General features: G+C 63.9%; 22 protein-coding genes and 1 tRNA gene. 15 read left to right on the top strand and 8 right to left on the bottom strand.

Going from position 1 to position 21,352, the window contains the following annotated elements:
• Positions 1 to 138: 138 nt before the first annotated feature.
• Positions 139 to 615, bottom strand: coding sequence for an outer membrane protein assembly factor BamE (locus ACVWYP_RS27960; RefSeq protein ID WP_018271914.1), 477 nt, complete (start codon positions 613 to 615; stop codon positions 139 to 141).
• A 137-nt stretch (positions 616 to 752) separates the two neighbouring features.
• Between ACVWYP_RS27960 and ACVWYP_RS27955 the strand changes: the two genes are divergently transcribed.
• From ACVWYP_RS27955 to ACVWYP_RS27920, 8 genes are all read left to right on the top strand, one after another.
• The gene (locus tag ACVWYP_RS27955; RefSeq protein WP_304495610.1) at positions 753 to 1,304 is read left to right on the top strand and encodes a ubiquinol-cytochrome C chaperone family protein; all 552 of its coding nucleotides are present in this window, start codon (positions 753 to 755) and stop codon (positions 1,302 to 1,304) included.
• Positions 1,301 to 1,894, top strand: coding sequence for a YceD family protein (locus tag ACVWYP_RS27950; protein WP_304495609.1), 594 nt, complete (start codon positions 1,301 to 1,303; stop codon positions 1,892 to 1,894). The genes ACVWYP_RS27955 and ACVWYP_RS27950 overlap by 4 nt, the downstream gene beginning before the upstream one ends.
• Before the next feature lie 309 nt (positions 1,895 to 2,203).
• Complete coding sequence (plsX, locus tag ACVWYP_RS27945; protein WP_304495608.1) at positions 2,204 to 3,265, top strand: phosphate acyltransferase PlsX; 1,062 nt, start codon at positions 2,204 to 2,206, stop codon at positions 3,263 to 3,265.
• A complete protein-coding gene (locus ACVWYP_RS27940; RefSeq protein WP_028340939.1) occupies positions 3,262 to 4,239 on the top strand; it encodes a beta-ketoacyl-ACP synthase III in 978 nt (325 codons plus the stop codon). The genes plsX and ACVWYP_RS27940 overlap by 4 nt, the downstream gene beginning before the upstream one ends.
• Before the next feature lie 129 nt (positions 4,240 to 4,368).
• A complete protein-coding gene (locus tag ACVWYP_RS27935) occupies positions 4,369 to 4,704 on the top strand; it encodes an integration host factor subunit alpha (protein WP_035631661.1) in 336 nt (111 codons plus the stop codon).
• A 128-nt stretch (positions 4,705 to 4,832) separates the two neighbouring features.
• Complete coding sequence (locus tag ACVWYP_RS27930) at positions 4,833 to 5,426, top strand: MerR family transcriptional regulator (protein WP_018271909.1); 594 nt, start codon at positions 4,833 to 4,835, stop codon at positions 5,424 to 5,426.
• A gap of 98 nt (positions 5,427 to 5,524) precedes the next feature.
• Positions 5,525 to 5,602 (top strand) — tRNA-Pro (locus tag ACVWYP_RS27925).
• Positions 5,603 to 5,676: 74 nt separating this feature from the next.
• Positions 5,677 to 5,823 carry a hypothetical protein gene (locus ACVWYP_RS27920; RefSeq protein ID WP_155258434.1) on the top strand — a complete coding sequence of 49 codons (147 nt, stop codon included), beginning with the start codon at positions 5,677 to 5,679 and terminating at the stop codon, positions 5,821 to 5,823.
• A 615-nt stretch (positions 5,824 to 6,438) separates the two neighbouring features.
• On the opposite strand, the gene ACVWYP_RS27915 is transcribed toward ACVWYP_RS27920, so the two are convergent.
• A complete protein-coding gene (locus ACVWYP_RS27915; protein ID WP_304495607.1) occupies positions 6,439 to 6,951 on the bottom strand; it encodes a MarR family winged helix-turn-helix transcriptional regulator in 513 nt (170 codons plus the stop codon).
• 454 nt (positions 6,952 to 7,405) lie between these two features.
• Here ACVWYP_RS27915 and ACVWYP_RS27910 point away from each other — a divergent pair, with 454 nt between their 5' ends.
• From ACVWYP_RS27910 to ACVWYP_RS27900, 3 genes are all read left to right on the top strand, one after another.
• The gene (locus tag ACVWYP_RS27910; RefSeq protein WP_016844978.1) at positions 7,406 to 8,938 is read left to right on the top strand and encodes a porin; all 1,533 of its coding nucleotides are present in this window, start codon (positions 7,406 to 7,408) and stop codon (positions 8,936 to 8,938) included.
• A 438-nt stretch (positions 8,939 to 9,376) separates the two neighbouring features.
• Positions 9,377 to 9,556, top strand: coding sequence for a hypothetical protein (locus ACVWYP_RS27905; protein ID WP_304500318.1), 180 nt, complete (start codon positions 9,377 to 9,379; stop codon positions 9,554 to 9,556).
• A gap of 544 nt (positions 9,557 to 10,100) precedes the next feature.
• On the top strand, positions 10,101 to 11,069 hold the full coding sequence (locus tag ACVWYP_RS27900; RefSeq protein WP_304495606.1) for an SDR family oxidoreductase: 969 nt from the start codon (positions 10,101 to 10,103) through the stop codon (positions 11,067 to 11,069).
• A gap of 41 nt (positions 11,070 to 11,110) precedes the next feature.
• On the opposite strand, the gene ACVWYP_RS27895 is transcribed toward ACVWYP_RS27900, so the two are convergent.
• From ACVWYP_RS27895 to ACVWYP_RS27880, 4 genes are all read right to left on the bottom strand, one after another.
• Positions 11,111 to 11,578 (bottom strand): GcrA family cell cycle regulator, encoded by a 468-nt coding sequence (locus tag ACVWYP_RS27895; protein ID WP_304495605.1) that lies wholly within the window; start codon positions 11,576 to 11,578, stop codon positions 11,111 to 11,113.
• Between the two features lie 145 nt (positions 11,579 to 11,723).
• Positions 11,724 to 11,924 carry a hypothetical protein gene (locus tag ACVWYP_RS27890; protein WP_016844973.1) on the bottom strand — a complete coding sequence of 67 codons (201 nt, stop codon included), beginning with the start codon at positions 11,922 to 11,924 and terminating at the stop codon, positions 11,724 to 11,726.
• 174 nt (positions 11,925 to 12,098) lie between these two features.
• Positions 12,099 to 13,925 (bottom strand): AMP-binding protein, encoded by a 1,827-nt coding sequence (locus ACVWYP_RS27885; protein WP_304495604.1) that lies wholly within the window; start codon positions 13,923 to 13,925, stop codon positions 12,099 to 12,101.
• 192 nt (positions 13,926 to 14,117) lie between these two features.
• Positions 14,118 to 15,059, bottom strand: a complete 942-nt coding sequence (locus tag ACVWYP_RS27880; protein WP_028340203.1) for an acetamidase/formamidase family protein — start codon at positions 15,057 to 15,059, stop codon at positions 14,118 to 14,120.
• A 66-nt stretch (positions 15,060 to 15,125) separates the two neighbouring features.
• Between ACVWYP_RS27880 and ACVWYP_RS27875 the strand changes: the two genes are divergently transcribed.
• The 3 genes from ACVWYP_RS27875 to ACVWYP_RS27865 all read left to right on the top strand — a co-directional run bounded on the left by ACVWYP_RS27875 (position 15,126) and on the right by ACVWYP_RS27865 (position 18,031).
• Complete coding sequence (locus tag ACVWYP_RS27875; protein ID WP_028340202.1) at positions 15,126 to 15,920, top strand: YdcF family protein; 795 nt, start codon at positions 15,126 to 15,128, stop codon at positions 15,918 to 15,920.
• Positions 15,921 to 16,006: 86 nt separating this feature from the next.
• Complete coding sequence (locus ACVWYP_RS27870) at positions 16,007 to 16,789, top strand: DUF169 domain-containing protein (RefSeq protein ID WP_304495603.1); 783 nt, start codon at positions 16,007 to 16,009, stop codon at positions 16,787 to 16,789.
• Between the two features lie 66 nt (positions 16,790 to 16,855).
• Positions 16,856 to 18,031: a saccharopine dehydrogenase family protein gene (locus tag ACVWYP_RS27865; protein WP_304495602.1), complete on the top strand. Its 1,176-nt coding sequence runs from the start codon at positions 16,856 to 16,858 to the stop codon at positions 18,029 to 18,031.
• Positions 18,032 to 18,162: 131 nt separating this feature from the next.
• Here the strand turns inward: ACVWYP_RS27865 and ACVWYP_RS27860 are convergent, their stop codons facing one another.
• Positions 18,163 to 19,362 (bottom strand): FAD-dependent oxidoreductase, encoded by a 1,200-nt coding sequence (locus ACVWYP_RS27860; RefSeq protein WP_304495601.1) that lies wholly within the window; start codon positions 19,360 to 19,362, stop codon positions 18,163 to 18,165.
• A 123-nt stretch (positions 19,363 to 19,485) separates the two neighbouring features.
• Here ACVWYP_RS27860 and ACVWYP_RS27855 point away from each other — a divergent pair, with 123 nt between their 5' ends.
• Positions 19,486 to 19,980, top strand: coding sequence for a MarR family transcriptional regulator (locus tag ACVWYP_RS27855; protein ID WP_155258446.1), 495 nt, complete (start codon positions 19,486 to 19,488; stop codon positions 19,978 to 19,980).
• Here ACVWYP_RS27855 and ACVWYP_RS27850 read toward each other — a convergent pair.
• The gene (locus ACVWYP_RS27850; protein WP_028340197.1) at positions 19,952 to 21,220 is read right to left on the bottom strand and encodes an O-antigen ligase family protein; all 1,269 of its coding nucleotides are present in this window, start codon (positions 21,218 to 21,220) and stop codon (positions 19,952 to 19,954) included. The two genes, ACVWYP_RS27855 and ACVWYP_RS27850, sit on opposite strands and share 29 nt — an antisense overlap.
• Positions 21,221 to 21,352 lie beyond the last annotated feature (132 nt).

Raw genomic sequence — 21,352 nt, 5'->3', positions numbered from 1 at the left:
ACCCCCTGCTCAGGCTTTTGTTTGCGAGCAAACTAGGGGACCGCTTGCCCCTCGGGCAAGCGACAACTTGGCGCAGCGGCTTAAGCTCTGGACTCCGGTTTGACGCGTTTCTTCACGCGAACCGGAGTCCACTTCGCTCTAGTTGAAGCTCAGCAGCTTGAAGAGCGGTGTCAGGTAGGACATTTCCTGGCCCGACGTCGGCGTGGACCGGCTGACGAAGTCGAAGATCTTGCCGTCCTTCAGGCCGTAATTGGCGAGCCGGCGCACTTGCCGGTTCTTGTCGAAATAGACCGCGATCACGCGCTGGTCGATCACCCGCTGATTCATGAAGGCGACCGGGCGAGAGGTCCGCTGCGAGATGTAATAAAACACCTCGCCGTCCAGCGTTGCGACCGTCGAGGGCGTGCCGAGGACGATGAGCACCTGGTCCTGGCTCGCGCCGATCGGGATTTGCTCGAGCGCCCCTTCCGGCAGGATGTAGCCCTTCTGGAATTGTTCGCCGGCGCAGCCGCCGAGTGCGGCGCAGACGAGGCCAATCGCCGCGACGGCGCGGAGACGCGAAAAGAACCCGCGCGCGGAAGCGGCGCGAGACTGTCGTGAAAGAGTGTGGTTCATCGGCGGAACTGATCCGTCCCCTTGCATCGGCCGAGGCATTGACGTACCGGGCAGCTCAATGGATTGCAATCATGCCGAGCTCCAATGGGCGACCTCTCAACAGGCGACCCTTTGGGGACCGGCAGCCGGAACCCGTCATGCTTTGGCCGTTCAATCACTTCAGAAGACCCCGGGTGCCCGCGCGCAGCACCATTGAGACCATCTATGGCATGATCGTGACGCAGGCGCGAGAACCGTTGTTTTACCGTGACTTGGGCGTTCCGGACACGGTTAACGGCCGTTTTGACCTGCTTCTGATGCATCTGTGGCTGGTGCTGCGGCGCCTCAAATCCGTCGAGGGCGGCGTGGGGCTGTCCCAGGCCCTGTTCGATCATTTCTGCATCGATATGGACGACAATCTGCGCGAAATGGGCGTCGGCGACCTCACGGTGCCGAAGCGCATGCAGGCCTTCGGCGAGGCCTTCTACGGCCGCACCGCGGCCTATGATCTGGCGCTGACCGACAGCGAGGCGGCTTTGGCCGAGTCGTTCTGCAAGAACATCCTCAACGGTCAGAATTTCGACAAGGCCCGCGAGCTCGCCGCCTACGCCCGGGAGGCGATCGAAGAGCTGGCGCGCGCCGATCTCGCGGCGTTGGCCAAGGGCGCGTGGCGCTTTCCGGTACCACAGGCTGCGGGGACGGCGGCATGAGCGGCGGCACCACAGGGCAGCCCGATGCACGGCGCGACCGCGACCCCTGGCGGGTCCTCGTCAATGTCGCGCAGATACCGGAGACCGGCCTGCATCGCGAGATCGCGGCCGACGAGGCGGTGCGCAAGGCGATGGCCGAAGTTGCCGAGTTGCGGGAGGTCGTCTCCGCGCATGCAGAGTTCGACCTGCAGCCCAAGCGCGACGGCAGCTACCACGTCACCGGCAGAGTTAAGGCCAGGGTCGGGCAGACCTGCGTGGTGACGCTCGATCCGATCGAGAACGAGATCGATGAGCCGATCGATGTGGTGTTCGCGCCGCCCGAGCAGATCCCGCAAATGGCCGACCTGGTCGACGACGCCGATGACAGCGATGAGGAAACGCCGGACCCGCCGGAGCCGATCGTCGGCGGCTTCATCGACATCGGCCGGCTCGCCACCGATGCGCTGTTCCTCGGCATAGACCCGTATCCGCGCAAGGTGGATGCGGTCTTTGAACAGAAGGTTGAAGTGCCTGACCCGGAAAATCATCCTTTCGCGGCGCTGAAGGCGCTGAAGGAAAAGCCGGACGGCAAGAAGCCCAAGGGGAGTTAAGGGCAGCCGGCGCCACATTTGCGGGGATGGCTTGCCTGCAAGCTTGCGCGAGCGGTGTTCCCAGTTACTTCAAATAAGTGCCACAATACATTGAAATACAATGTATTTCTGGTATGTTTTGATGTGTTGCGTGACGGTTCGGCAGCTGCCTCATTTGCGGTCAAGAGGTTGTGTCGGATCGAGGACACGCTATTGTCGCGGCCCGGCCGGGACGCGAGTTGGTGTTTCGCCGCGCGCCGTTGACGGCGGTGACTTCAAACTCGCGGTCTTCGTCTGAAGGCTGCGGGAAAGCAGGCTTCCGGGACGTTCATGCCTCAAAAGGTTCGAATAGCGCTTGACGCCATGGGGGGCGATGTCGGCGCTTCCGTCGTCATTCCCGGCGCCGCAATCTCGTTAAGCCGTCATCCCGACAGCGAATTCCTGCTGGTCGGGGACCGGGCCCAGATCGAGCCGGAGCTTGCCAAGCATCCGGCGCTGAAGGCGGTATCGAAAGTGATCCATACCGACGTCGCCGTGAAGAACGATGAGAAGCCGAGCCAGGCACTGCGGCGGACCCGCAGGGCGTCCTCGATGTGGCTCGCGATCGACGCCGTCAAGCATGGCCAGGCCGACGTCGCGGTCTCCGCCGGCAACAGCGGCGCGCTGATGGCGATGGGCAGCCTCAATCTGCGGACGCTGCCCGGTGTCGACCGCCCGGCGCTTGCGGCGGTGTGGCCGACGCTGCGCGGCGACTCTGTCGTGCTGGACCTCGGCGCCACGATCGGCGGCGACGCCCGCCATCTGGCGACGCTGGCGGTGATGGGCAGCGCCATGGCGAGCGTGCTGTTCAACCTCGAACGGCCGACCGTCGGCCTGCTCAATATCGGATCCGAGGAGATCAAGGGGCATGGGGAAATCCGCGAGGCGGCCGAGATGTTGCGCGCGATGAACTCGACCCAGTTCAACTATATCGGCTTCGTCGAGGGCGACGCGATCGGCAAGGGCCTCGCCGACGTCATCGTGTCGGAAGGTTTCAGCGGCAACATCGCGCTCAAGGCCGCCGAGGGAACCGCGCGCCAGATGTTCACGCTGCTGCGCGAGGCCATGTCATCGAGCTGGCTGGCGCGGATCGGCTATGTGCTGGCCCGCGGCGCGTTCCAGAAGCTGCGCGACAAGCTCGATCCCAACAAGTCGAATGGCGGCCTGCTGCTCGGCCTGAAGGGCGTGGTGGTCAAGAGCCATGGCGGCACCAACGCGGAAGGCTTTGCCTATGCGGTGGATGTTGGCTATGAGATGGCCCACTTCGATCTCCTCACCAAGATCAATCAGATGCTTAATCGCGACGGCAGCGCCTTGGTGCAGGCGCAGATCGCGCAGGAGGCTGTCTCGTGACTGCTATACGTTCGGTAGTGCTCGGCTGCGGCTCATATTTGCCGGAGCGGGTTTTGACCAATGCCGAACTGGCCAGCCGGATCGACACGTCGGATGACTGGATCGTGCAGCGCACCGGCATCAGCGAGCGCCACATCGCGGCCGACGACGAATTCACCTCGCATCTGGCGATCAAGGCGGCGCAGGCCGCGCTCGCCCATGCGCAAGTCGATGCGCAGTCGATCGACCTGATCGTGCTCGCGACCTCGACGCCCGACAACACCTTTCCCGCCACCGCGGTCGCCGTCCAGCACGGGCTCGGCATCAACCATGGCGTCGCGTTCGACCTGCAGGCGGTCTGTTCCGGCTTCGTCTTCGCGCTGGCCACCGCCGATAATTTCCTGCGCGCCGGCACCCACAAGCGGGCGCTGGTGATCGGTGCCGAAACCTTCTCGCGCATCCTCGACTGGAACGACCGCGGCACCTGCGTGCTGTTCGGCGACGGCGCCGGCGCGGTCGTCCTGGAGGCGCAGCAGCATTCCGGCACCACCAGCGACCGCGGCGTGTTGACGACGCATCTGCGCTCCGACGGCCGCCACAAGGCCAAGCTGTTCGTCGATGGCGGGCCCGGCTCGACCCGGACGGTCGGGCATCTCCGGATGGAGGGCCGCGAGGTGTTCAAGCACGCCGTCGGCATGATCACCGACGTGATCGTCGACGCCTTCAACGCCACCGGCTTCACCGCCGAGGACATCACCTGGTTCATTCCGCACCAGGCCAACAAGCGAATCATCGATGCGTCGGCGCACAAGCTTCATATTGCGCCGCAGAAGGTGGTCTTGACTGTCGACAAGCACGGCAACACGTCGGCGGCCTCGATCCCGCTCGCGCTGTCGGTCGCCGTGAAGGACGGGCGCGTCAAGAAGGGCGATCTGGTGCTGTTCGAGGCGATGGGCGGCGGCTTCACCTGGGGCTCGGCGCTCGTGCGCTGGTAGCGCATCGCCAAAGAGTATCGACAGGTTGCTGGTATCTTTCTGCACCCGGATGCTTGTCGCTGTTGACCATTGCGCGCTAAGCTTTTAATTTCAGTCAAGAAATTGTTCGCCGAGAGTGCGGGGCAGGCGATGACCACGGGAACCGGAAAAACAGTTACGCGCGTCGATTTGTGTGAGGCGGTCTACCAAAAGGTGGGTCTTTCGCGCACGGAATCGTCGGCATTTGTCGAGTTGGTGCTGAAGGAGATCACCGATTGCCTGGAAAAGGGCGAGACGGTGAAGCTGTCCTCATTCGGCTCCTTCATGGTGCGCAAGAAGGGCCAGCGTATCGGCCGTAATCCGAAGACCGGCACCGAGGTGCCGATCTCGCCGCGGCGGGTGATGGTGTTCAAGCCGTCGGCGATCCTGAAGCAGCGGATCAATGGCCATGTCGTCACCAATGGCGACGGCAGCAAGGCCGACTAGAGCGTTTTCAAGCGAAGTGGATACCCGGTTCGCGTGAAGAAAACGCGGCAAAACTAGAATCCGGAGCCCCGTTCCGATTCAATTGGAACGGAAAAGGCTCCAGGCATTGAAGCCAGAGGAGCGGGCATTTGGACAAGGCGCCGGATGCGTTCCGTACCATCAGCGAGGTCGCTGATGAACTCGATATTCCCCAGCATGTGCTGAGATTCTGGGAAACGCGCTTCGCGCAGATCAAGCCGATGAAGCGCAGCGGCGGACGCCGCTATTATCGCCCCGACGACGTCGACCTGCTCAAGGGCATCCGCCGGCTGCTGTACGGCGAGGGCTACACCATCCGCGGCGTGCAGCGGATCCTGAAGGAGCACGGCATCAAGTCGGTGCAGGGCATCGCCGACCAGACCGCGGCGGTCTCGTTCGGCGCGGTCGAGGAAGCCGTCGGCAACAGCATGGCCGAGCCCGACGACCTCGAGAGCAGCGACGGCCTCGATTTCGACGGCGAGGAGGGCGATGGCGACGAGAAGGGGATCGACTACCGATTCGTCGATCCCGACGAGGATCCGATCCTGTCGACCTACAAGGCGCACGCCCAGCCGGGCAAGGCGCCCGCCGCGCCGCCGGTTCGTCCCTCCGTTCCGTCAGTCGATCGGGAGCGGCTCGAACGCGTGCTGCAGGAGCTGGTCGCCTGCCGGCAGATGATCGACGCGGCGATGAAGGACGGCTAAGGCAAGGACGCCTGCTAAGGGAACCGACCTCGGAATACAGTCTTTGAGAGCCTGCCCCGCCTTGCGCGAACGCAGGATCGCAGCTAATGGAACGGCATCGGAGCGTGGCGCAGCCCGGTTAGCGCACTAGTCTGGGAGACTAGGGGTCGGAGGTTCAAATCCTCTCGCTCCGACCATTTTCTCAAAATTCGTTCGGTGATGGTTTGAAGCGGACGCGCATCGCTCGCCGCCGGCTTGCGATTGGTTGCCGATGCTGTTCGCCAGTCGCGGAAAGCTGTGCGCGGAAGCCAACACGCTGCCGTCAATATTGAGCAAACGCTCGTTGAAGAGGCAGCAGCAAGCCGATCGCATCGGCGGCTGTCGTGTCGATGAACAAGCGTTCATGGAACGTCACTGATTTCAGTCGGTTAGTTGCGGGGCGCATTTTGGAGGACAAAATGAAGCACGCAATCATCGTCCTTTCCGCGGCATGCCTGATGGCTTCCACCCCGGTTGCTTTTGCACAGGGTGTTTCGAGCAAATCACCCGGACACGAAATGCAGAAGAAGGGCTCCAAGAAGGGCAGTCCCGGCGCTTCGGGCTATGCAGCCGGGCACAAGATGCAGGCGCGAGGATCGAAAGCCGGGAGCCCAGGGGCCTCTGGCTACGCCCCTGGGCAGACGACGGGGACGGGCACCGGGATGACCGGAGGCAGCTCGACCAGATCCAGATAGTTAGACTGTAAGTTTTTCGGGGCCCCGGCCGTCAGCGCCGGGGCTCCTTTTCCATGGCCCATTCACGGATCGACCGCGGCTTGGCCCGTTTCATGCTTTCCATTGAGGGGCAAAATGGGGGGCCAACGTGATTGCTGAACACTTCCTGGTCTGGGCTGCACTGCTGAGCGTTCTCGCCTTCCTGGCGTTCCAGTCGCCGGGGCGCGGACACCGCTAAGTCTCCGCATCGTACGCTTCGCAAGGTGAGCGCGCGACCGTGCCGGTTGCCAGTCGTCCTGTCCGCAGCAGAGCCGGTCGCTTCAGGCCTCGGCCTCCATCGCAACAATCAGGCAGGCCTTTTCCAGGCGGTTGGTGAGCATCGAAAGCTTGGCCGTGAACTCGGCCAGCTCAGGCTCGCTGAACTCCTCGAAGACGGTTTTCTTGAACGCCTTGTGCTGTTCGGCGAGGCCCGCGAGGTGCTTTTTGGTCTTGTCGGTCAGCGACAGCCGGACCACGCGCGCATCGGCCGGGGAGGGCGCGCGCCGCAGCAGCTCCTTCTGCTCGAGCAGCTTGGACTGCGTGGTCACGAACGACGGATCGACGTGCAGCAGCTTCGACACCACGTTGATCGGCACGCCGTCATCCTTGTCGAGATCCGAGATCGCGATGAGAATCATCCATTGCGGACCGCTGACGCCAAGCGACTTGCCCCAGAACTGACGGACGCGCTCCAGATGCGAGTTGATGGCGGAAATCTCGAGCGTGAATCGCTTGATGATGTCGAGATGTTCGATGGCGCGCTGGCGCGTCGTATCCTTCCTTGTCACTGACACAGCTTCCTCTTCCCTCGGGCGCCGACTCAGCTTTGTGCTGATTTATTTCTTGTTTTCTGCGCTGCAGTACGTTTTTTCTCGCAAGCCGCCAACGAACGCAAGTGAACGTAAAGTAATTATGATGGCCTTGTGACGGTTGGACTATTTGGGGTGTGACAAGTTTTCTCAGGTAAGCAAAGGGCTTACAGGCAGCGTTGCCGGCGAGACACAGTGTGGCCGCATTCGCATTCCTGACTTTATAAACTATTTTGATTGGCGAACTCGCCAATGCATATTGAACCCGGCGGTAGGGGAATCTCGATCGTCCCGTTGCGGTGATCGTTCAAGTCCGTCGCACACCACAGATTGATCTGAGGGTGCGGGGTTTGGGGAAAACGGTCTTGGACAATGCGGGAGGATCACGGGGCGCTCGCGGCCTCGGACTCTCCGCATATGAGCAACTTGGAGGTTTAATATGAATTTGAAGAGCCTTATCCTGGGCTCGACGGCTGCGCTGGTCGCGGTCGGCGGGGCACAGGCGGCCGATCTTCCCGTCAAGGCCAAAGCGGTCGAGTACGTGAAGGTTTGCTCGCTTTACGGTCCGGGCTTCTACTACATCCCCGGCACCGACACCTGCATCAAGCTGGGCGGCTATGTGCGTGCTGACGTCGTGGTGAACGGCAACAGCGTGTACGGCGCGAACTACAACGGCGCCAGCGGTGCCAACAACCGTTTCACGAACGGCTACACCTGGCGTTCGCGTGAAGACTTCAACATCGATACGCGCACCGCGACCGAATACGGCGTGGTCCGCACCTATTTCGATGCGGTGTTCACCTGGACGTCCGACACCTATGCCGGCCAGGGCAACGGCTCGACCGTGTACTCGGCGATCGGCTCGTCTTCTGCGCCGAACAACGCAGGTTCGGGCAACGTGGCTGCCGGTACGGTCGGCGTCTACTATGCCTTCATCCAGTTCGCCGGCTTCACGATGGGTAAGGCGGTTTCGCAGTTCGCTGCCCCCTGGAACGGTTATCCGGGCAACAACTACGACGCGCTCGTCGGTGGCGTGAACACCACCAACGGCATCAACCAGTTCACCTACACCGCGCAGTTCGGCAACGGCGTGTCGCTCGCTCTGTCGGCGCAGGACCAGGTTGCCTACATGCAGGCTGGCGTGAACAACCTCGGTGTCGGTGGTGCGTACGGCTCCAGCGACTACGCCGGCACGATCGCTCCGGACTTCGTCGCTTCGCTCAAGGTCGACCAGGCTTGGGGTATCTTCCAGGCGTCGGTCGCCGCGCATGACAACCACGCTGCCTACTACGGCGGCACCGAGTTGACCGGTCATCCCGACGACAAGTGGGGTTGGGCTGGTGCGTTGGCCCTGTCGATCAAGAACATCCCGACCGGACCCGGCGACACCATCAACATCCAGGGCGTCTACACCGACGGTGCGACCCGTTACAACATCCAGGAACTGGCCAGCCAGGCCAGCTCGATCGCCATCTTCGGCGGTTCGAGCCTGCCGGGCGTCTATGGCAGCGTTGGCTTCGGAACGGCACCCGACACGGTGTTCGGCCCCGGCGGTCAGCAGCAGTCCATCAAGACCTGGGGTATGCGCGGTGCGTACACCCACAACTGGGATCCCTACTGGAACACCAGCTTGTACGGTGCGTTCGCCGCTGTCTCGTACAACGACGCGGCTAAGTCGCTCATCTGCGGCGTTGGTGGCGTCGGTGGTTCGTTCCGTGCCGCATTCGCTGGCGGCGCTGGCGTGACCGCCTGCAACCCCGACTACAACATCGCGCAGATCGGCGTGATCACCCGTTGGACCCCGGTCAAGAACCTGACCTTCTCGGCCGACGTGACCTACTCGCACCTCGATCAGAAGTATGCCGGCATCATCACCACGTCGTCGACTGCTATCGGCAAGCCGACCGCGACCTACGAGCTGAAGGATCAGGACACTGTCCAGATGCTCTTCCGCGCTCAGCGCAACTGGTAATTCCGGTTGGTCTGATCACGATCCAACAGAACCCCGGCAGGCAACTGCCGGGGTTTTTTGTTTGCGGAAGATTCCGAGAAGAGCTGAGCTGCGTCATTTCGGTCCACGCGAACGACGAAGACGAGCCATGCGATTCATTAGCCGCAAACTTATTTACTTACCTGATCTACTAAACTATATACGCCACGGCCAACACATTGAATGATGGCTCTTAGCTAGCTGCTAAGCCTCCCAAACCTCCGGCAATGCCCTGCCGGAGGTTTTTGATTCAAGGGCCCAGCCGGCGTCGACGATGGTGGCGCGCGGCCCGCGCAAGCTGCGGCTGGCGATCGGGTTGCCTTCGCCTTGCCGATTCGACGCCGTCAAGATTTGACGGAATCGATCCGCAGTGCATTCTCGCCATTCATGGGACGCTTCAAGAACAGCCGCCTGGCGCGCATGAGCAGCGGCCACTATTGCCTGATCCGGGATCTCGGTCTGGTGAAGGGCGGCAAGGGATTGCGGCACCATGAGGTGATCATCGATTTCTCGTGGCGCGGCCTGTTCAAGCTGGCCCTGAGCGCGGGTGCAGGCGTCCTGCGGCGGCGCGCATCCGTGCGCATCGAGACCGCCGAATAGCGCGGGCCGCATCATGACGCGGCGTGGCCTGCCGCCAACATGCACGCGATCATCGCGTGAGGCTCACGCGCTTCGCAAACCAGTATTCGAATTCGGGCGACGCGATCCCAGCATTGTCAGAGCTCCGCCTATGACGATCCCGCGCTGTGCGACGCCGCGCGCCGCGCTCTGCGATCAACGTGGTCCATCTGCGCAGGTGCTGTCGCGCTGCTTCGCTGGAGTTACCTCGGCGGCAGCGGCCGCGGTGGAAATTCCGGCCGCGATCGCCATCAGCGTTGTCGCGACCAATCTGTTCAGGATGTGCACGATCATCGTCTCCGAGTGTCGATGTCGGATTGTTCGCAACGCGGAATGATCTCGTTACGCGGCCGCCGCTTCAATTTGCTGCACGCGGCTCACTTGCGCGTGAGGCGGCGCCGTTGCTGGGCGACAATTCGGTGATGTAAGGTGCCGCAGCCAAGCGGTTAGGACTGCGATCCGCGCTCCGGCCGAAACAAAGAAGAACAGGGCAAGAAAAATAAGGGAAGGAAGGAACGGATCTCACATGAAGGATTTTGCAGGAAAGATCGCCGTCATCACCGGTGGCGGCACGGGCATGGGGCGCGAGCTGGCACGGCAGCTCGTTGCCGAGGGCTGCAATGTCGCGATGTGCGACGTCTCGGCCGAGGCGATGGCCGAGACCAAGCGACTCTGCGAGGTCGAGAAGCTGCCGCAGGGCCTGCGCATCACGACCCACATTGCCGACGTCTCGATCGAGGATCACTACAAGCGCTTTCGCGATGAGCTGATCGAGCAGCAGGCGACCGACAAGATCCACCTGCTGATCAACAATGCCGGCATCGGTGGCGGCGGCAGTCTGTTCAGCAACACGCGCGAGCAGTGGGAGCGCACCTTCAACATCTGTTGGGGCGGCGTCTATCTCGGCGTCCGCACCTTCCTGCCGCTGTTGGTGAAGGCCGACGAGGCGCACATCGTCAACACCTCGAGCGTCAACGGTTTCTGGGCCTCGGTCGGCATGGGCGTGTCGCACACCGCCTACAGCGCGGCGAAATTTGCCGTGAAGGGATTCACCGAGGCGATGATCAACGATCTCCGCCTCAATGCACCGCATGTGAAGTGCTCGGTCGTGATGCCCGGTCACATCGGCACCTCGATCGTGTCGAATTCGCGCAAGGTGCAGCTCGGCACCAGCTCCGATCACCTCACCGCTGACGAACTGACGCAAGCGCGTCAACGCCTGAAGGGGCAGGGCATCGACGTTGCCAAAATGTCGGATGCCGATATCCAGCAGCTTGCGCTCGACCGCGATCGCATTTTCCGCGACGAGGCGCCGACCTCGGCGGCGGCCGCCGCCAAGATCATCCTTGACGGCGTGAAGGCCGAGCGCTGGCGCATTCTGGTCGGTGACGATGCGCATCTGCTCGACGAGCGCGTGCGCAAGACTCCGGAACAGGCCTACACGCCGGAGTTCTACCAGAACATCGTAGCGGCAACCGGCTGGAAGGTCGGCTGAGCGACCGTCCCGCATCGCGTGCGGGACGGCTTCACTCAGGGCTAGCCGCGCATCGCGCGCTGGCGCGAGCCCGCCTGATAAGCGAGGCGGTAATGCCCCGAGCAATAGGGCATGCCGCCGAGCGGCGTGTTGCCGCAGAAGCAGAAATCATCGGCGCCCGGGGTGCTGATCGGCCAGCGGCAGCGCTGCTCGCTGAGCTCGAACAGCGAGCAATTGTTGGCGCTGACGATGGGTGCATCGTCGCAGGGCTGCTCGTAGACCGCCTGAAGCAACCTGAGCTGCTGCTTGGCGGTCGCCCGCTGCGCGGCGTGCGCGGCGGATTTCTTGCGCCGGGCCCGGCGTTCGTCCGGCGTCGCGCGCGTGAGGTTCAGCCGCGACAGCTTGCCGATCACCGCATTGCGGCTGACGCCGATATTGACGGCGATATCGCGGCAGGAGAGGCCGGCTTCAAAGTAGATCTTGAGTTGGTCGACGCGCTCCGGCGTCCAGGTTGGTTCGATGGCAATCATCTGACGGTTCCACGTTCTGTGTTGAACCGCCGCGCCGGCACACGCCTGAGCTCACCACGCGATGACAAGCGATCGCGCCGTGATCTCATCCCCTTTTGAGCATGATCTCTTCGGAAAACCGGTCTCCACTTTTCCGGATCATGCTCTAGGGCGTGCGGCCGTTGTCGCGGATTGCAAGCAACCCGTCCTTGATGGCGAGCCGAATGCCTTCCTCGATCAATGTCCGTGCGACGCCCGGGACGCTCGTGCCGTGGGTGCCCTGTCTCACCAGCTTCTCGAGGTATCCGATGGTCGAGAGCGCCAGCGTGACCGGGACGCGGTCGGTTTCGGCCTTTTCCGTAGCCATGGTGAAACGCTTAACCCTGAACGCCTGTACTGGAAAGTATCTATTTAGAGTCTATTTAGGAGTATGACGGTCCGTCAAGCCATAGACCGCAAAATACGGGCGGCCGCGTCCTGCCGCGCCGGAGCCCAGTTCCGGCGCGGTATTGTAGTCAGATTGTCTTGAATAATGAGGGTGTTAGGACCGTAACTCGACCTTGACCGGGAACTTCTTGAGAAGCCGCTCAGCGGTCTCGGCCTTGTCCGGAGGCGCGCTCACACTCAGGTACAGCCCGCGGGACGGATCGGTGACCGCCTCGACACTGACCACGCCGGACAATCCTTCCAGCGCCAGCAGTTCGCGCGCGGCCTCGCCGGCGGCGATCTCGCGCAGCTTCGGCTTGAAGATCTTGCCGACCGGCGTGACCGGCATCTCCGGAATCACCGACACCACGCGCGGGCGCGCGGGCGGCTCCAGGATGTTGTCCTGCACGAAGGCGGCGAGCGCGTTCGGATCGATATGGGAGCCGGGCTGCGCCGAGACGAACAGCATCGGCACTTCGCCGGCGTAGGTGTCGGGACGTCCGACGGCCGCGGCAAGCGCCACGCCCGGAAAGGCCAGCGCGGCGTCCTCGATCGCGCGCGGATCGATGTTGTGGCCGCCGCGGATGATGACGTCCTTGGCGCGGCCCATGATGTAGACGAAGCCGTCGGCATCGATCCGGCAGATGTCGCCGGTGCGCAGCCAGCCGTCGCGGAACGCCTCCTCGGTCTGCTTCTTGTCGACATAGCCGGCGAACACCTGCGGGCCCCTGGTCAGCAGTTCGCCGACCGGCGAGGGCCACGGCCCGGTGTGGAGCTTGCCGCCGTCGAGGATCGCAAGCTCGACCAGCGGATTGCGGGTGCCGACGCTCTCGGCACGCGGCTTCACGCCGTGCACATCGTGAGTGATGGCGCCGGCAAGTTCGGTCATGCCGTAGAGCTGCTGGATGCAGGGGCCGCCCCAGGTCGCAAGATAACGCCGCTCGATCTCCGGTGGGCAGATCGAGGCGCCGGTGGCAGTGACACGCAAGGTCGAGATGTCGCTGTCCGCGACCGGGATGTCGGCGAGGGCGCCGAGTATCGTCGGCACGTTGCCGGCGATGTTGATGCGGTACTTCTCGATGATCTGCCAGAAGTGCCGGACCAGCGCCGGATCGCGCGCGCCGGTGGGGCCGGGGATGACCATCGTCGTGCCGGCCGCCAGGGAATTGGCCGTGGTGCAGAACAGGCCGCCGACATGGAACAGCGGCATCGTGATCATCGCGCGCTCGCCGCGATGGAAATCGAGCGCCATCCGCGAGGATACCGTGGAGGCGACCATCGCGCGATTGGTGAGCCGCGCCACCTTGGGGTGGCCGGTGGTGCCGCCAGTCGGCAGCATCACGGCGACGCGGTCGGCCTCGCTCATGTCCTTGGACCTGCCGTAGTCGTCGCGCCAGGCGGGATCAGGCCGCAGCACCTCGCCGTCGAAGGCGATGCTGCCGTCGAGCGGCACGATCACGACGCGCTTCAGGGACGGCACCTCGCGCTGCAGGCCCTCGACCCTCTCATAGAGCCCGCCCGGCATGCCCGGCGGCGGCGCCAGCAACAGCTTTGCGTTGATCGCATTGAGCTGGGCGACGATTGCCTCGCGCGTGAACAGCAGGTTGAGCGGCTCGGCGACACCGCAGGCGGCAGCGCCGAAGATCGCGACGACGGTCGCAGGGCACGCCGGGAGCAGGACAGCCACCGCATCGTCCTTGCCGATGCCGTGCTTACGGAAATAGGTTTCAGCGGCCTTGATGCAGCCCATCAAATGATCGTTCGAGATCACGACCGGGTCGGGATCGAGCGGCGAGCGCAGATAGATCGCGGCTTCAGCGTCCGGCGCACCCTGCGGGCCGCGGGCAATGAGGTCGAGGATGCGCGGGCAGGCGGCGAGCGTCTCCTGCATCTCCCTGTCGCGCGCAGCCTCGTCGGCCGGCGAAAGCCTGTCCTTCAGCATATCCGTCCCCGTCCATTCTTGTTCGTTGGGACGGGGATTGTATCGAGCCGTACTCGCGGAACACAAGTGCGGCTATTGGTCATTCCGGGGCTCGCGAAGCGAGAACCCGGAATCTCAAGGTTGTTGAGCGTGCAAGCCAATCTCGAGATTCCGGATTCGATGCTGCGCATCGCTCCGGAATGACGCGGGCGGCTAGCCGTGGACCACGGATTTGGCGATCATGCAGTGGATGCCCTTGGAGCCGTTGACCGTCTGCGTCACGCGCAGGTCGGCGGCCAGACTGCACAGCGTGTAGGCGTCCTCACGCGACAGATTGCGCTTCTCGCCGAGCAGCACGATCATGTCGCGTAGCGCCCGCACCACGCACTGGTCGAGATCGGGATCCATCGCCATGGTCATGTAATGATCGGCGGTCTCTGCGCGCGGATAGGCGAGCTTGATATCCTTGCGCAGTGTGAGGCGGAAGCGGCCGGTCAGCGCGGTCTCGATCGCGGTGACGCAGACCTCGCCGTCGCCCTGCACGCCATGGCCGTCGCCGCAGGAGAACAGCGCGCCCGGAACGAACACCGGCAGATAGAGCTTGGCGCCGGCGCCGAGCTCCTTGTTGTCGAGATTTCCGCCCATCGCGCGCGGGATCAGCGAGGAGATGCGGCCCCAGGCCGGCGGCGGCGACACGCCCATCACGCCGAAGAACGGCTTGAGCGGCAGATCGAGCCCCCAGGGCATGCGGCCGACCATGCGCCCGCGATCGAGCGGGATGTTGAGGACGCGTGTCTCGTGGAAATCGTCGGGCAGGGTGCCGGACAATGGCTTGATCAGATTGTAACCCCAGTCCTGTCGCAGCTGAACGTCGAGAATATCGACCTCGAGCACGTCGCCGGGTTCGGCGCCGGCAACCGCGATCGGCCCGGTCAGAATGTGTCCGGGTACCATCCGCTCGCACTTGGCATGGATGTCGTCGAGCTCCGGCGGAACGAAGAATTTGCCGCGGTCGGGCACCACGTCCGGGCCGCCGCTGACGGTCTCGATCGTGATCTCGTCGCCGCTCGCGACGGTCAGAACCGGTTTCAGCTTGGCTTCAAAGAAGCCCCAATGGCAGGTTTCGGGGCTCGACTTCAGATGATGATGGGTCATGTGACGGCTTTTGATTGGTTTCCCAGCAGCGTATGACGCTGTAGCAGAACTTCTCAGGGGCTTCTCTTGTTTTTTGTGCTCTCCAAGACGCTCGGCATCATGCTGCTGCCGATCAACTTCCTGATCGGCATCGGCGTGATCGGCGCCGTGCTGCTGTTGACGCGGTTTGCGCGCCTCGGCCGCAGGTTGATGGTCGCCGCGCTGCTGCTGCTCGCGATCTGCGGCTTCTCGCCGCTCGGCAATGTCCTGATCTCCACATTGGAGCAGCGCTTCCCGCCATGGGACGCCTCGCGCGGCGCGCCGGACGGCATCATCGTGCTCGGCGGCTCGATCGATGCCGATCTGTCGGTTGCGCATGGCACGCCGGTAGTGCGCAGCGCGGCCGATCGCGTCATCGCGGCGGCGGCGCTCGCGCGCAGATATCCGAATGCGCGCCTTGTGTTCACCGGCGGCAGCGCAAACCTGATCTCGAACGATGCGCGCGAAGCCGACTATGCCGCCGAGATGTTCGAGGGTCTCGGCATTGCCAGGTCGCGATTGATCATCGAGCGCCGCTCCCGCAACACGGTGGAGAACGCCGAATTCTCCAGGGCACTGGTCGATCCCAAGCCCGGTGAGCGCTGGCTGCTCGTCACCTCGGCCTACCACATGCCGCGCTCGGTCGGGCTGTTCCGCAAGGCGGGATTCAATGTCGAGGCCTATCCGGTCGACTGGCGCGTCGGCAATGTCTTCAGCTTCGCGACGCTTGCGATCGAGGGCCTGTCGCGCACCGATCTCGGCACACGGGAGTGGATCGGGCTTCTGGCCTATCATCTGGCCGGCAGAACCGATGATTTGCTGCCGGGACCGGCCGCGCGCTGAGCCGCAGGCACTTGTCGCCTCCAACGGCCAATCCTAACATCGACGCAACAGGCGGCGCCAAGCCGCCGATCACGGGAGTTCACGCCATGCAACAGCAGACACCGCCGGAACAGTTCGACCTCGGCGCAATCGTCACCGATCTGAACAATCTGCTGCGGTTGAAGACCACGGTCATCGGCATCAAGATGTTCGCGCGCGTCGAGGAGATGGAGGCGATCCCGAAGATCCGCCGTCCGTCGGCGGTCCACACGACGGACCAGATCGTCAGCATGGCCTCGCGACTCGGCTGGACCGTCGGCATCACCGGCGACGATCTGGTCGGCGCGCAATGCCGCGCGGTGATCGGACTCGCGCCGCAGGACGAGAAGTGGCTTGCCGGCGAGAACTATGTCGGCGTCTGGCACGGCACCGCCGAAGACGCGCGCAAGCGCCAGGAGGCGCTCGATGTGGTGCCTTACGGCCGGTACCAGGCGATGGCGGTGAGCCCGCTGACCAGCGGCCGCCTCAATCCGCCCGACATCTGCCTCGTCTATGCGACGCCGGGACAGATGATCATCCTGATCAACGGGCTCCAGTATACCGGCTACAAGAAGTTCGAGTGGGGCGTGGTCGGCGAGACCGCCTGCGCGGATTCGTGGGGGCGGGCGCTGAAGACCGGCGAGCCGAGCCTGTCGCTGCCATGCTTCGCCGAGCGGCGCTATGGCGGCGTGCCGGACGAGGAGATGCTGATGGCGCTGCCGCCGGCCCATCTGGTGAAGGCGATCGCCGGCATGAAGCAGCTTGCCAAGAACGGCCTGCGCTACCCGATCGCGCCCTACGGCATCCAGGCCGACGTGCGCGCCGGCATGGGCGTATCGTACAAGAAATAGCCGATTGCGTCGCCGCGCCCGCGATGACAAAAGGGCGCCCAATTCGCTGCGCAGGGAGCCTGATCCATGTCCTCGTCGAAACTCGACATCGTCGTCTACGGTGCGACCGGCTTCACAGGCCAGCTCGTCGCCGAATATCTCGCGGCGCATTATCGCGACGGCAGCCTGAAATGGGCGATGGCCGGACGCAGCAAGGACAAGCTCGCCTTGGTACGCGACGGGATCGGCGCGCCCGCCGACACGCCGCTGATTGTTGCCGATGCCGGCGATGCCGCCTCGCTGAAGGCGATGCTGGCGCAAACCAAGTCGGTCATCTCGACGGTCGGACCGTATCAGCTCTATGGCAACGAGCTGATCGCGGCCTGCGTGGAAAGCGGCACCGACTATTTCGATCTCTGCGGCGAGCCGGTCTGGATGCGGCAGATGATCGACAAATACGAAGCCGCCGCGAAGACGAGCGGCGCGCGCATCGTATTCTCCTGCGGTTTCGACTCGGTGCCGTTCGAGCTCGGTGCGTTCTTTGTCCAGGAGGAAGCGAGGCGGGTGTTCGGCGCGCCGGCGTCGCGCGTCAAGGGCCGCGTGCGCGACATGCGCGGTACGCTGTCCGGCGGTACCGCGGCGAGCGCCAAGGCGACTTTCGATGCGGTCGCGAAGGACCTCAGCCTGGTTGCGATCCTCAACAACCCGTTCGCGCTGACGCCGGGCTTCGAGGGTCCGAAGCAGCCGCGCGGCAGCAAGCCGGCCTACGAGGAGGATCTGCACTCCTGGACCGCGCCGTTCATGATGGCGCTGATCAATACGCGCAACGTCCACCGCTCCAACATGCTGATGGGCTTTCCCTACGGACGGGACTTCGTCTACGACGAGATGGTCCTGACCGGCCCGGGCGAGAAGGGCGAGGCCAACGCCAAGCGCGTGATGGCGCTGAATGCCGAGAAGACCGGCCCAAGCGCGCCGAAGCCGGGCGAGGGCCCGTCAAAGGAAGAGCGCGAGAACGGCCGCTACGATCTGCTCTATCTCGCGGTCGCACCCGACGGCCGGATGGTCCGCGCCGGCATCAAGGGCGATCGCGATCCCGGCTATGGCTCGACCTCGAAGATGATCTCGGAATGCGCGATCTGCCTGTTGCGCGATACGCCCGACGTTGCGCCCGGCTTCTGGACGCCGGGGGCCGCGATGCAGCACAAGCTCATCAAGCGCCTGGTCGATCACGCCGGGCTGACATTCGAGGTCGAGAAGTAACTTTATGCCGTCCCTATCGGCGTCATCGCCCGGCTTGACCGGGCGATCCAGTACTCCGCGGCCTCTCGGTTGAAGCACGAACGTCTCTGGAATACTGGATGCCCCGCTTTCGCGGGGCATGACAGCCGGCGCTACGCCGCCGCCCGCGGATCGTACGCGTACATGAAGTCCATGCCCTTGGACGACACCGGCAGCAGCAGCTTCAGGATATGATCGCGCAGCCAGGCGCCGGTCGGGCTGAACTCGCGCTTGCTGTTGCCGTTGCGGCGGGCGATCGCCACGATCTTCTCGGCGCGCGGGCGCCGCTCGTGCTCGAAGGCCTGGAACGTCATGCCGAACTCCTGGCCCTCGCGCATCAGGATCCCGAGCCGCAGCGCGTCCTCCAGCGCCAGCGATGCGCCCTGGCCGGCATGCGGGCTGGTGGCGTGCGCGGCGTCGCCGATCAACAGTGTGCGCTTGCGCGACCAGGTCGGTAGCGTTGCGACGTCGAGCGTGTCGGTGACCACGATATTCTCGGCGGCTTCGATGATCGCGGGGATCGGCGCGTGCCAGCCGGCGTGGAAATCGCGCAGATGCTGCCTGATCGCGTCCTGGCTCTGCAGCCGGTAGGCCGCCGCGGTCATGCCGTGCGACGGCTGCGTGCTCCACCACATCGCGCCCGTGTCCGGATCGGGGCTGCACATCCCATAGCCGAAGAAGCCGCGCTGCCCGAACGTGGTCGCCACCCTCAGGCCGATCGGCAGCTTCTCGATCACCGCGCGGGGCACGAATCCGCCGAAGCCGATCAGCCCGGTGTCGAACGGCGTCGGCCCATCCGGAATCACGTGGCGCCGCACCGCCGAGTGCACGCCGTCGGCGCCGATCACGAAATCGCCTTCGGCGGTGGTGCCGTCGTTGAAATAGGCGATCACGGGCTGGTCGCCTCGGTCTTCGATCTTCACCAGTTTCTTCTCGAAGAACACCGAGACGTTGGAGGCCCAGGCCTTGTCGATCAGCGTCTCGTTCAACGTCGCGCGGCACATGTTCACCGCTGGCTGGCCGAAGCGCTGCTGCATGTTCTGATTAAGCGAGCCGAGCTTCTTGCCGCCCTGCGAATAGAAGTCGAAGGACTCCGCGATCGAGCCGTTGCGGATCAACTCGTCGGCGAGGCCGAGCTCCGCCAGCACATGCATGCCGTTCGGCGCGATCTGAAGCCCGCCGCCGATCCCGGTGGAATAGGGCCAGGCTTCATAGAGCTCGGTCTCGATTCCGGCGCGGGTCAGGAACATCGCGGTCACTGGACCTGCGATGCCGGCGCCGATGATCAGAGCTTTACGGGGACGAGAGGTCATGCCTTGCTCCATGCATCCGTGTGGGGTAGGAAAGGTCAGTTGCTAACTATCTTAGTATCTAAGATATAAGGCGAGTAAGATACAGGAGCCGCTTTGTCAAGTGCGAAGTCGCGTGCAGCGCTGATGCAGGAACTCGAGGAGGCGATGCGCCGGTCATCGGCGCAGGGCGTGATGTACGGCCAAGCCGTTGCGAACATGGCCGGAATCTCCAACTCCGACATGGAATGCATGGACATCCTGCATCTGGAGGGGCGCGTGACCGCCGGCCGTCTCGCCGAAGTCACCGGCCTGACCACCGGCGCGATCACCGGCGTGGTCGATCGTCTGGAGAAGGCGGGTTACGTGCGCCGCGAGCGAGACGAGAGCGACCGCCGCAAGGTCTTCATCTCGGTTGTGGAGGAAAAGGCGGCGGAGATCGGCAAGTTCTACGTGCCGATGCAGGAGGCGATGCTCAAGCTGTGGAGCGGCTACACCGACGACGAGCTGCGCTTGCTGCTGCGCTTCGCCAATGACGGCTACAAGGGCGTGCTGGAAGCGACCGGAGCGTTGAAGGCGGTGATCGACATGCCGCCGGAGCAGCGCGCCAGTCTCAAGATGCCGCCGAAGACTCGTCGATGATCCGTGCCGACGTCGCGCGATAGCGCTCGGCGGCCGCATACATGCCCCACATCGTGCCCAGCATCATCCAGAAGTGCCGCCAGTGGTCGGTGTCGATGATGAAGCTCTCGCCGACGAAGCCGAGGAACGCCGAGAAGACCGCGAGATAGTCGCGCTGCCACGGCACCCGCAGATAGATGTAGCGGAAGCCGATAATCGCGGTGACGAACACCAGCGCCGGATAGCAGATGCCGGAGATCCAGCCGCCCGACATGAAGGCGTTGAGATAGGAATTGTGGGTGTCCTCGGGGAAGTAGGTGTGGAATTGCAGCGGCCCGATGCCGAACGGCAGCTCCAGCGCCATCTGGGCGCCGAGGATGTGGCGGCCGAACCGGCCGAAGCGGCCTTCGTCGTAGCTCTGGTCGAAGCTCGCGCGCTGCTTGAACATGTCGGCGACCGAGCCGATCGAGAGCAGCACCGCGATCAGCGCCACGGCCAGGATCGCGGCGATCAGCGTCATCACGATGATGCGCGAGCGCTGCGCCTGCGAGCGGCTGGTGAACACCATCAGCGCCAGCATGAAGACCGCGGTGATCACGAGGCCGCCCCAGGCGGCGCGGGAGAACGACAGCAGGATCGCAAGCGAAATGATGCCGAAGGCGATGGCGTTGCGGAGCGCCTTGCCGAAGCGGTCGGAGACGACGCTCTGCAGCGTGAACAGCGCCGGCAGGATCAGGAAGGCGCCGAGCACGTTCGGGTCCTTGAAGGTGCCGCGGGCGCGATCGTACAGCGTTAGCAGATCGTAGCCGCCGGGCACCAGACGGAAGTAGCCGGCGATGCCCGCGAGCGAGGCGATCATCGCGCCGACGATCAGGCCGCGGCGCAGCATGTCGAGGCGGGCTTCGGTGTCCTCCGACATCACCATCGCGAAGAAGATGACGGTGACGGCCATGTACCAGGAGGTGAGCACCCAGTTCACCACCTCCGGCTTGTCGAGGAACGGTATCGCACCGATGCTGTAGCCGACATTGAGCACGATCAATGTGAACAGCAGCGGCATGAACACGAGCCGCATGCGCAGGCCCGTGGCGAAGAACAGCACGCAGGCGGTCAGCGTGACGAGCTCATACGGGCTCGGCTCGATGAACACGATGGCGCCGGACGCGCCGGCCAGCCACACCAGCGCCCGCTGCAGCGCCAGCACGCCCGTTGGTGCTGATGTCAGCGAATGGGACGTCCCGGCTGTCGCCGCATAGGCCATCGGATACTCACGCAACTTGGTACAAAACACGCAACAGATGCTTCGTCATTGCGAGGAGCGAAGCGACGAAGCAATCCACCTATCCCCGAATTGCGAACTGGATTGCTTCGCTGCGCTCGCAATGACGACAGT

This window comes from Bradyrhizobium sp. USDA 3262 (assembly GCF_054060035.1).
The sequence above is the reverse complement of the archived record's forward strand: the minus strand, read 5'-3'. Positions and strand labels throughout refer to the sequence as shown.

Bases quoted from the DNA above. Each gene is read 5' to 3' on its own strand.
- ACVWYP_RS27960 (WP_018271914.1), bottom strand. From the start codon at position 615: ATGAACCACACTCTTTCACGACAGTCTCGCGCCGCTTCCGCGCGCGGG.
- ACVWYP_RS27955 (WP_304495610.1), top strand. From the start codon at position 753: ATGCTTTGGCCGTTCAATCACTTCAGAAGACCCCGGGTGCCCGCGCGC.
- ACVWYP_RS27950 (WP_304495609.1), top strand. From the start codon at position 1,301: ATGAGCGGCGGCACCACAGGGCAGCCCGATGCACGGCGCGACCGCGAC.
- plsX (WP_304495608.1), top strand. From the start codon at position 2,204: ATGCCTCAAAAGGTTCGAATAGCGCTTGACGCCATGGGGGGCGATGTC.
- ACVWYP_RS27935 (WP_035631661.1), top strand. From the start codon at position 4,369: ATGACCACGGGAACCGGAAAAACAGTTACGCGCGTCGATTTGTGTGAG.
- ACVWYP_RS27920 (WP_155258434.1), top strand. From the start codon at position 5,677: ATGCTGTTCGCCAGTCGCGGAAAGCTGTGCGCGGAAGCCAACACGCTG.
- ACVWYP_RS27910 (WP_016844978.1), top strand. From the start codon at position 7,406: ATGAATTTGAAGAGCCTTATCCTGGGCTCGACGGCTGCGCTGGTCGCG.
- ACVWYP_RS27905 (WP_304500318.1), top strand. From the start codon at position 9,377: ATGAGCAGCGGCCACTATTGCCTGATCCGGGATCTCGGTCTGGTGAAG.
- ACVWYP_RS27900 (WP_304495606.1), top strand. From the start codon at position 10,101: ATGAAGGATTTTGCAGGAAAGATCGCCGTCATCACCGGTGGCGGCACG.
- ACVWYP_RS27895 (WP_304495605.1), bottom strand. From the start codon at position 11,578: ATGATTGCCATCGAACCAACCTGGACGCCGGAGCGCGTCGACCAACTC.
- ACVWYP_RS27890 (WP_016844973.1), bottom strand. From the start codon at position 11,924: ATGGCTACGGAAAAGGCCGAAACCGACCGCGTCCCGGTCACGCTGGCG.
- ACVWYP_RS27885 (WP_304495604.1), bottom strand. From the start codon at position 13,925: ATGCTGAAGGACAGGCTTTCGCCGGCCGACGAGGCTGCGCGCGACAGG.
- ACVWYP_RS27880 (WP_028340203.1), bottom strand. From the start codon at position 15,059: ATGACCCATCATCATCTGAAGTCGAGCCCCGAAACCTGCCATTGGGGC.
- ACVWYP_RS27870 (WP_304495603.1), top strand. From the start codon at position 16,007: ATGCAACAGCAGACACCGCCGGAACAGTTCGACCTCGGCGCAATCGTC.
- ACVWYP_RS27865 (WP_304495602.1), top strand. From the start codon at position 16,856: ATGTCCTCGTCGAAACTCGACATCGTCGTCTACGGTGCGACCGGCTTC.
- ACVWYP_RS27860 (WP_304495601.1), bottom strand. From the start codon at position 19,362: ATGACCTCTCGTCCCCGTAAAGCTCTGATCATCGGCGCCGGCATCGCA.
- ACVWYP_RS27855 (WP_155258446.1), top strand. From the start codon at position 19,486: ATGCAGGAACTCGAGGAGGCGATGCGCCGGTCATCGGCGCAGGGCGTG.
- ACVWYP_RS27850 (WP_028340197.1), bottom strand. From the start codon at position 21,220: ATGGCCTATGCGGCGACAGCCGGGACGTCCCATTCGCTGACATCAGCA.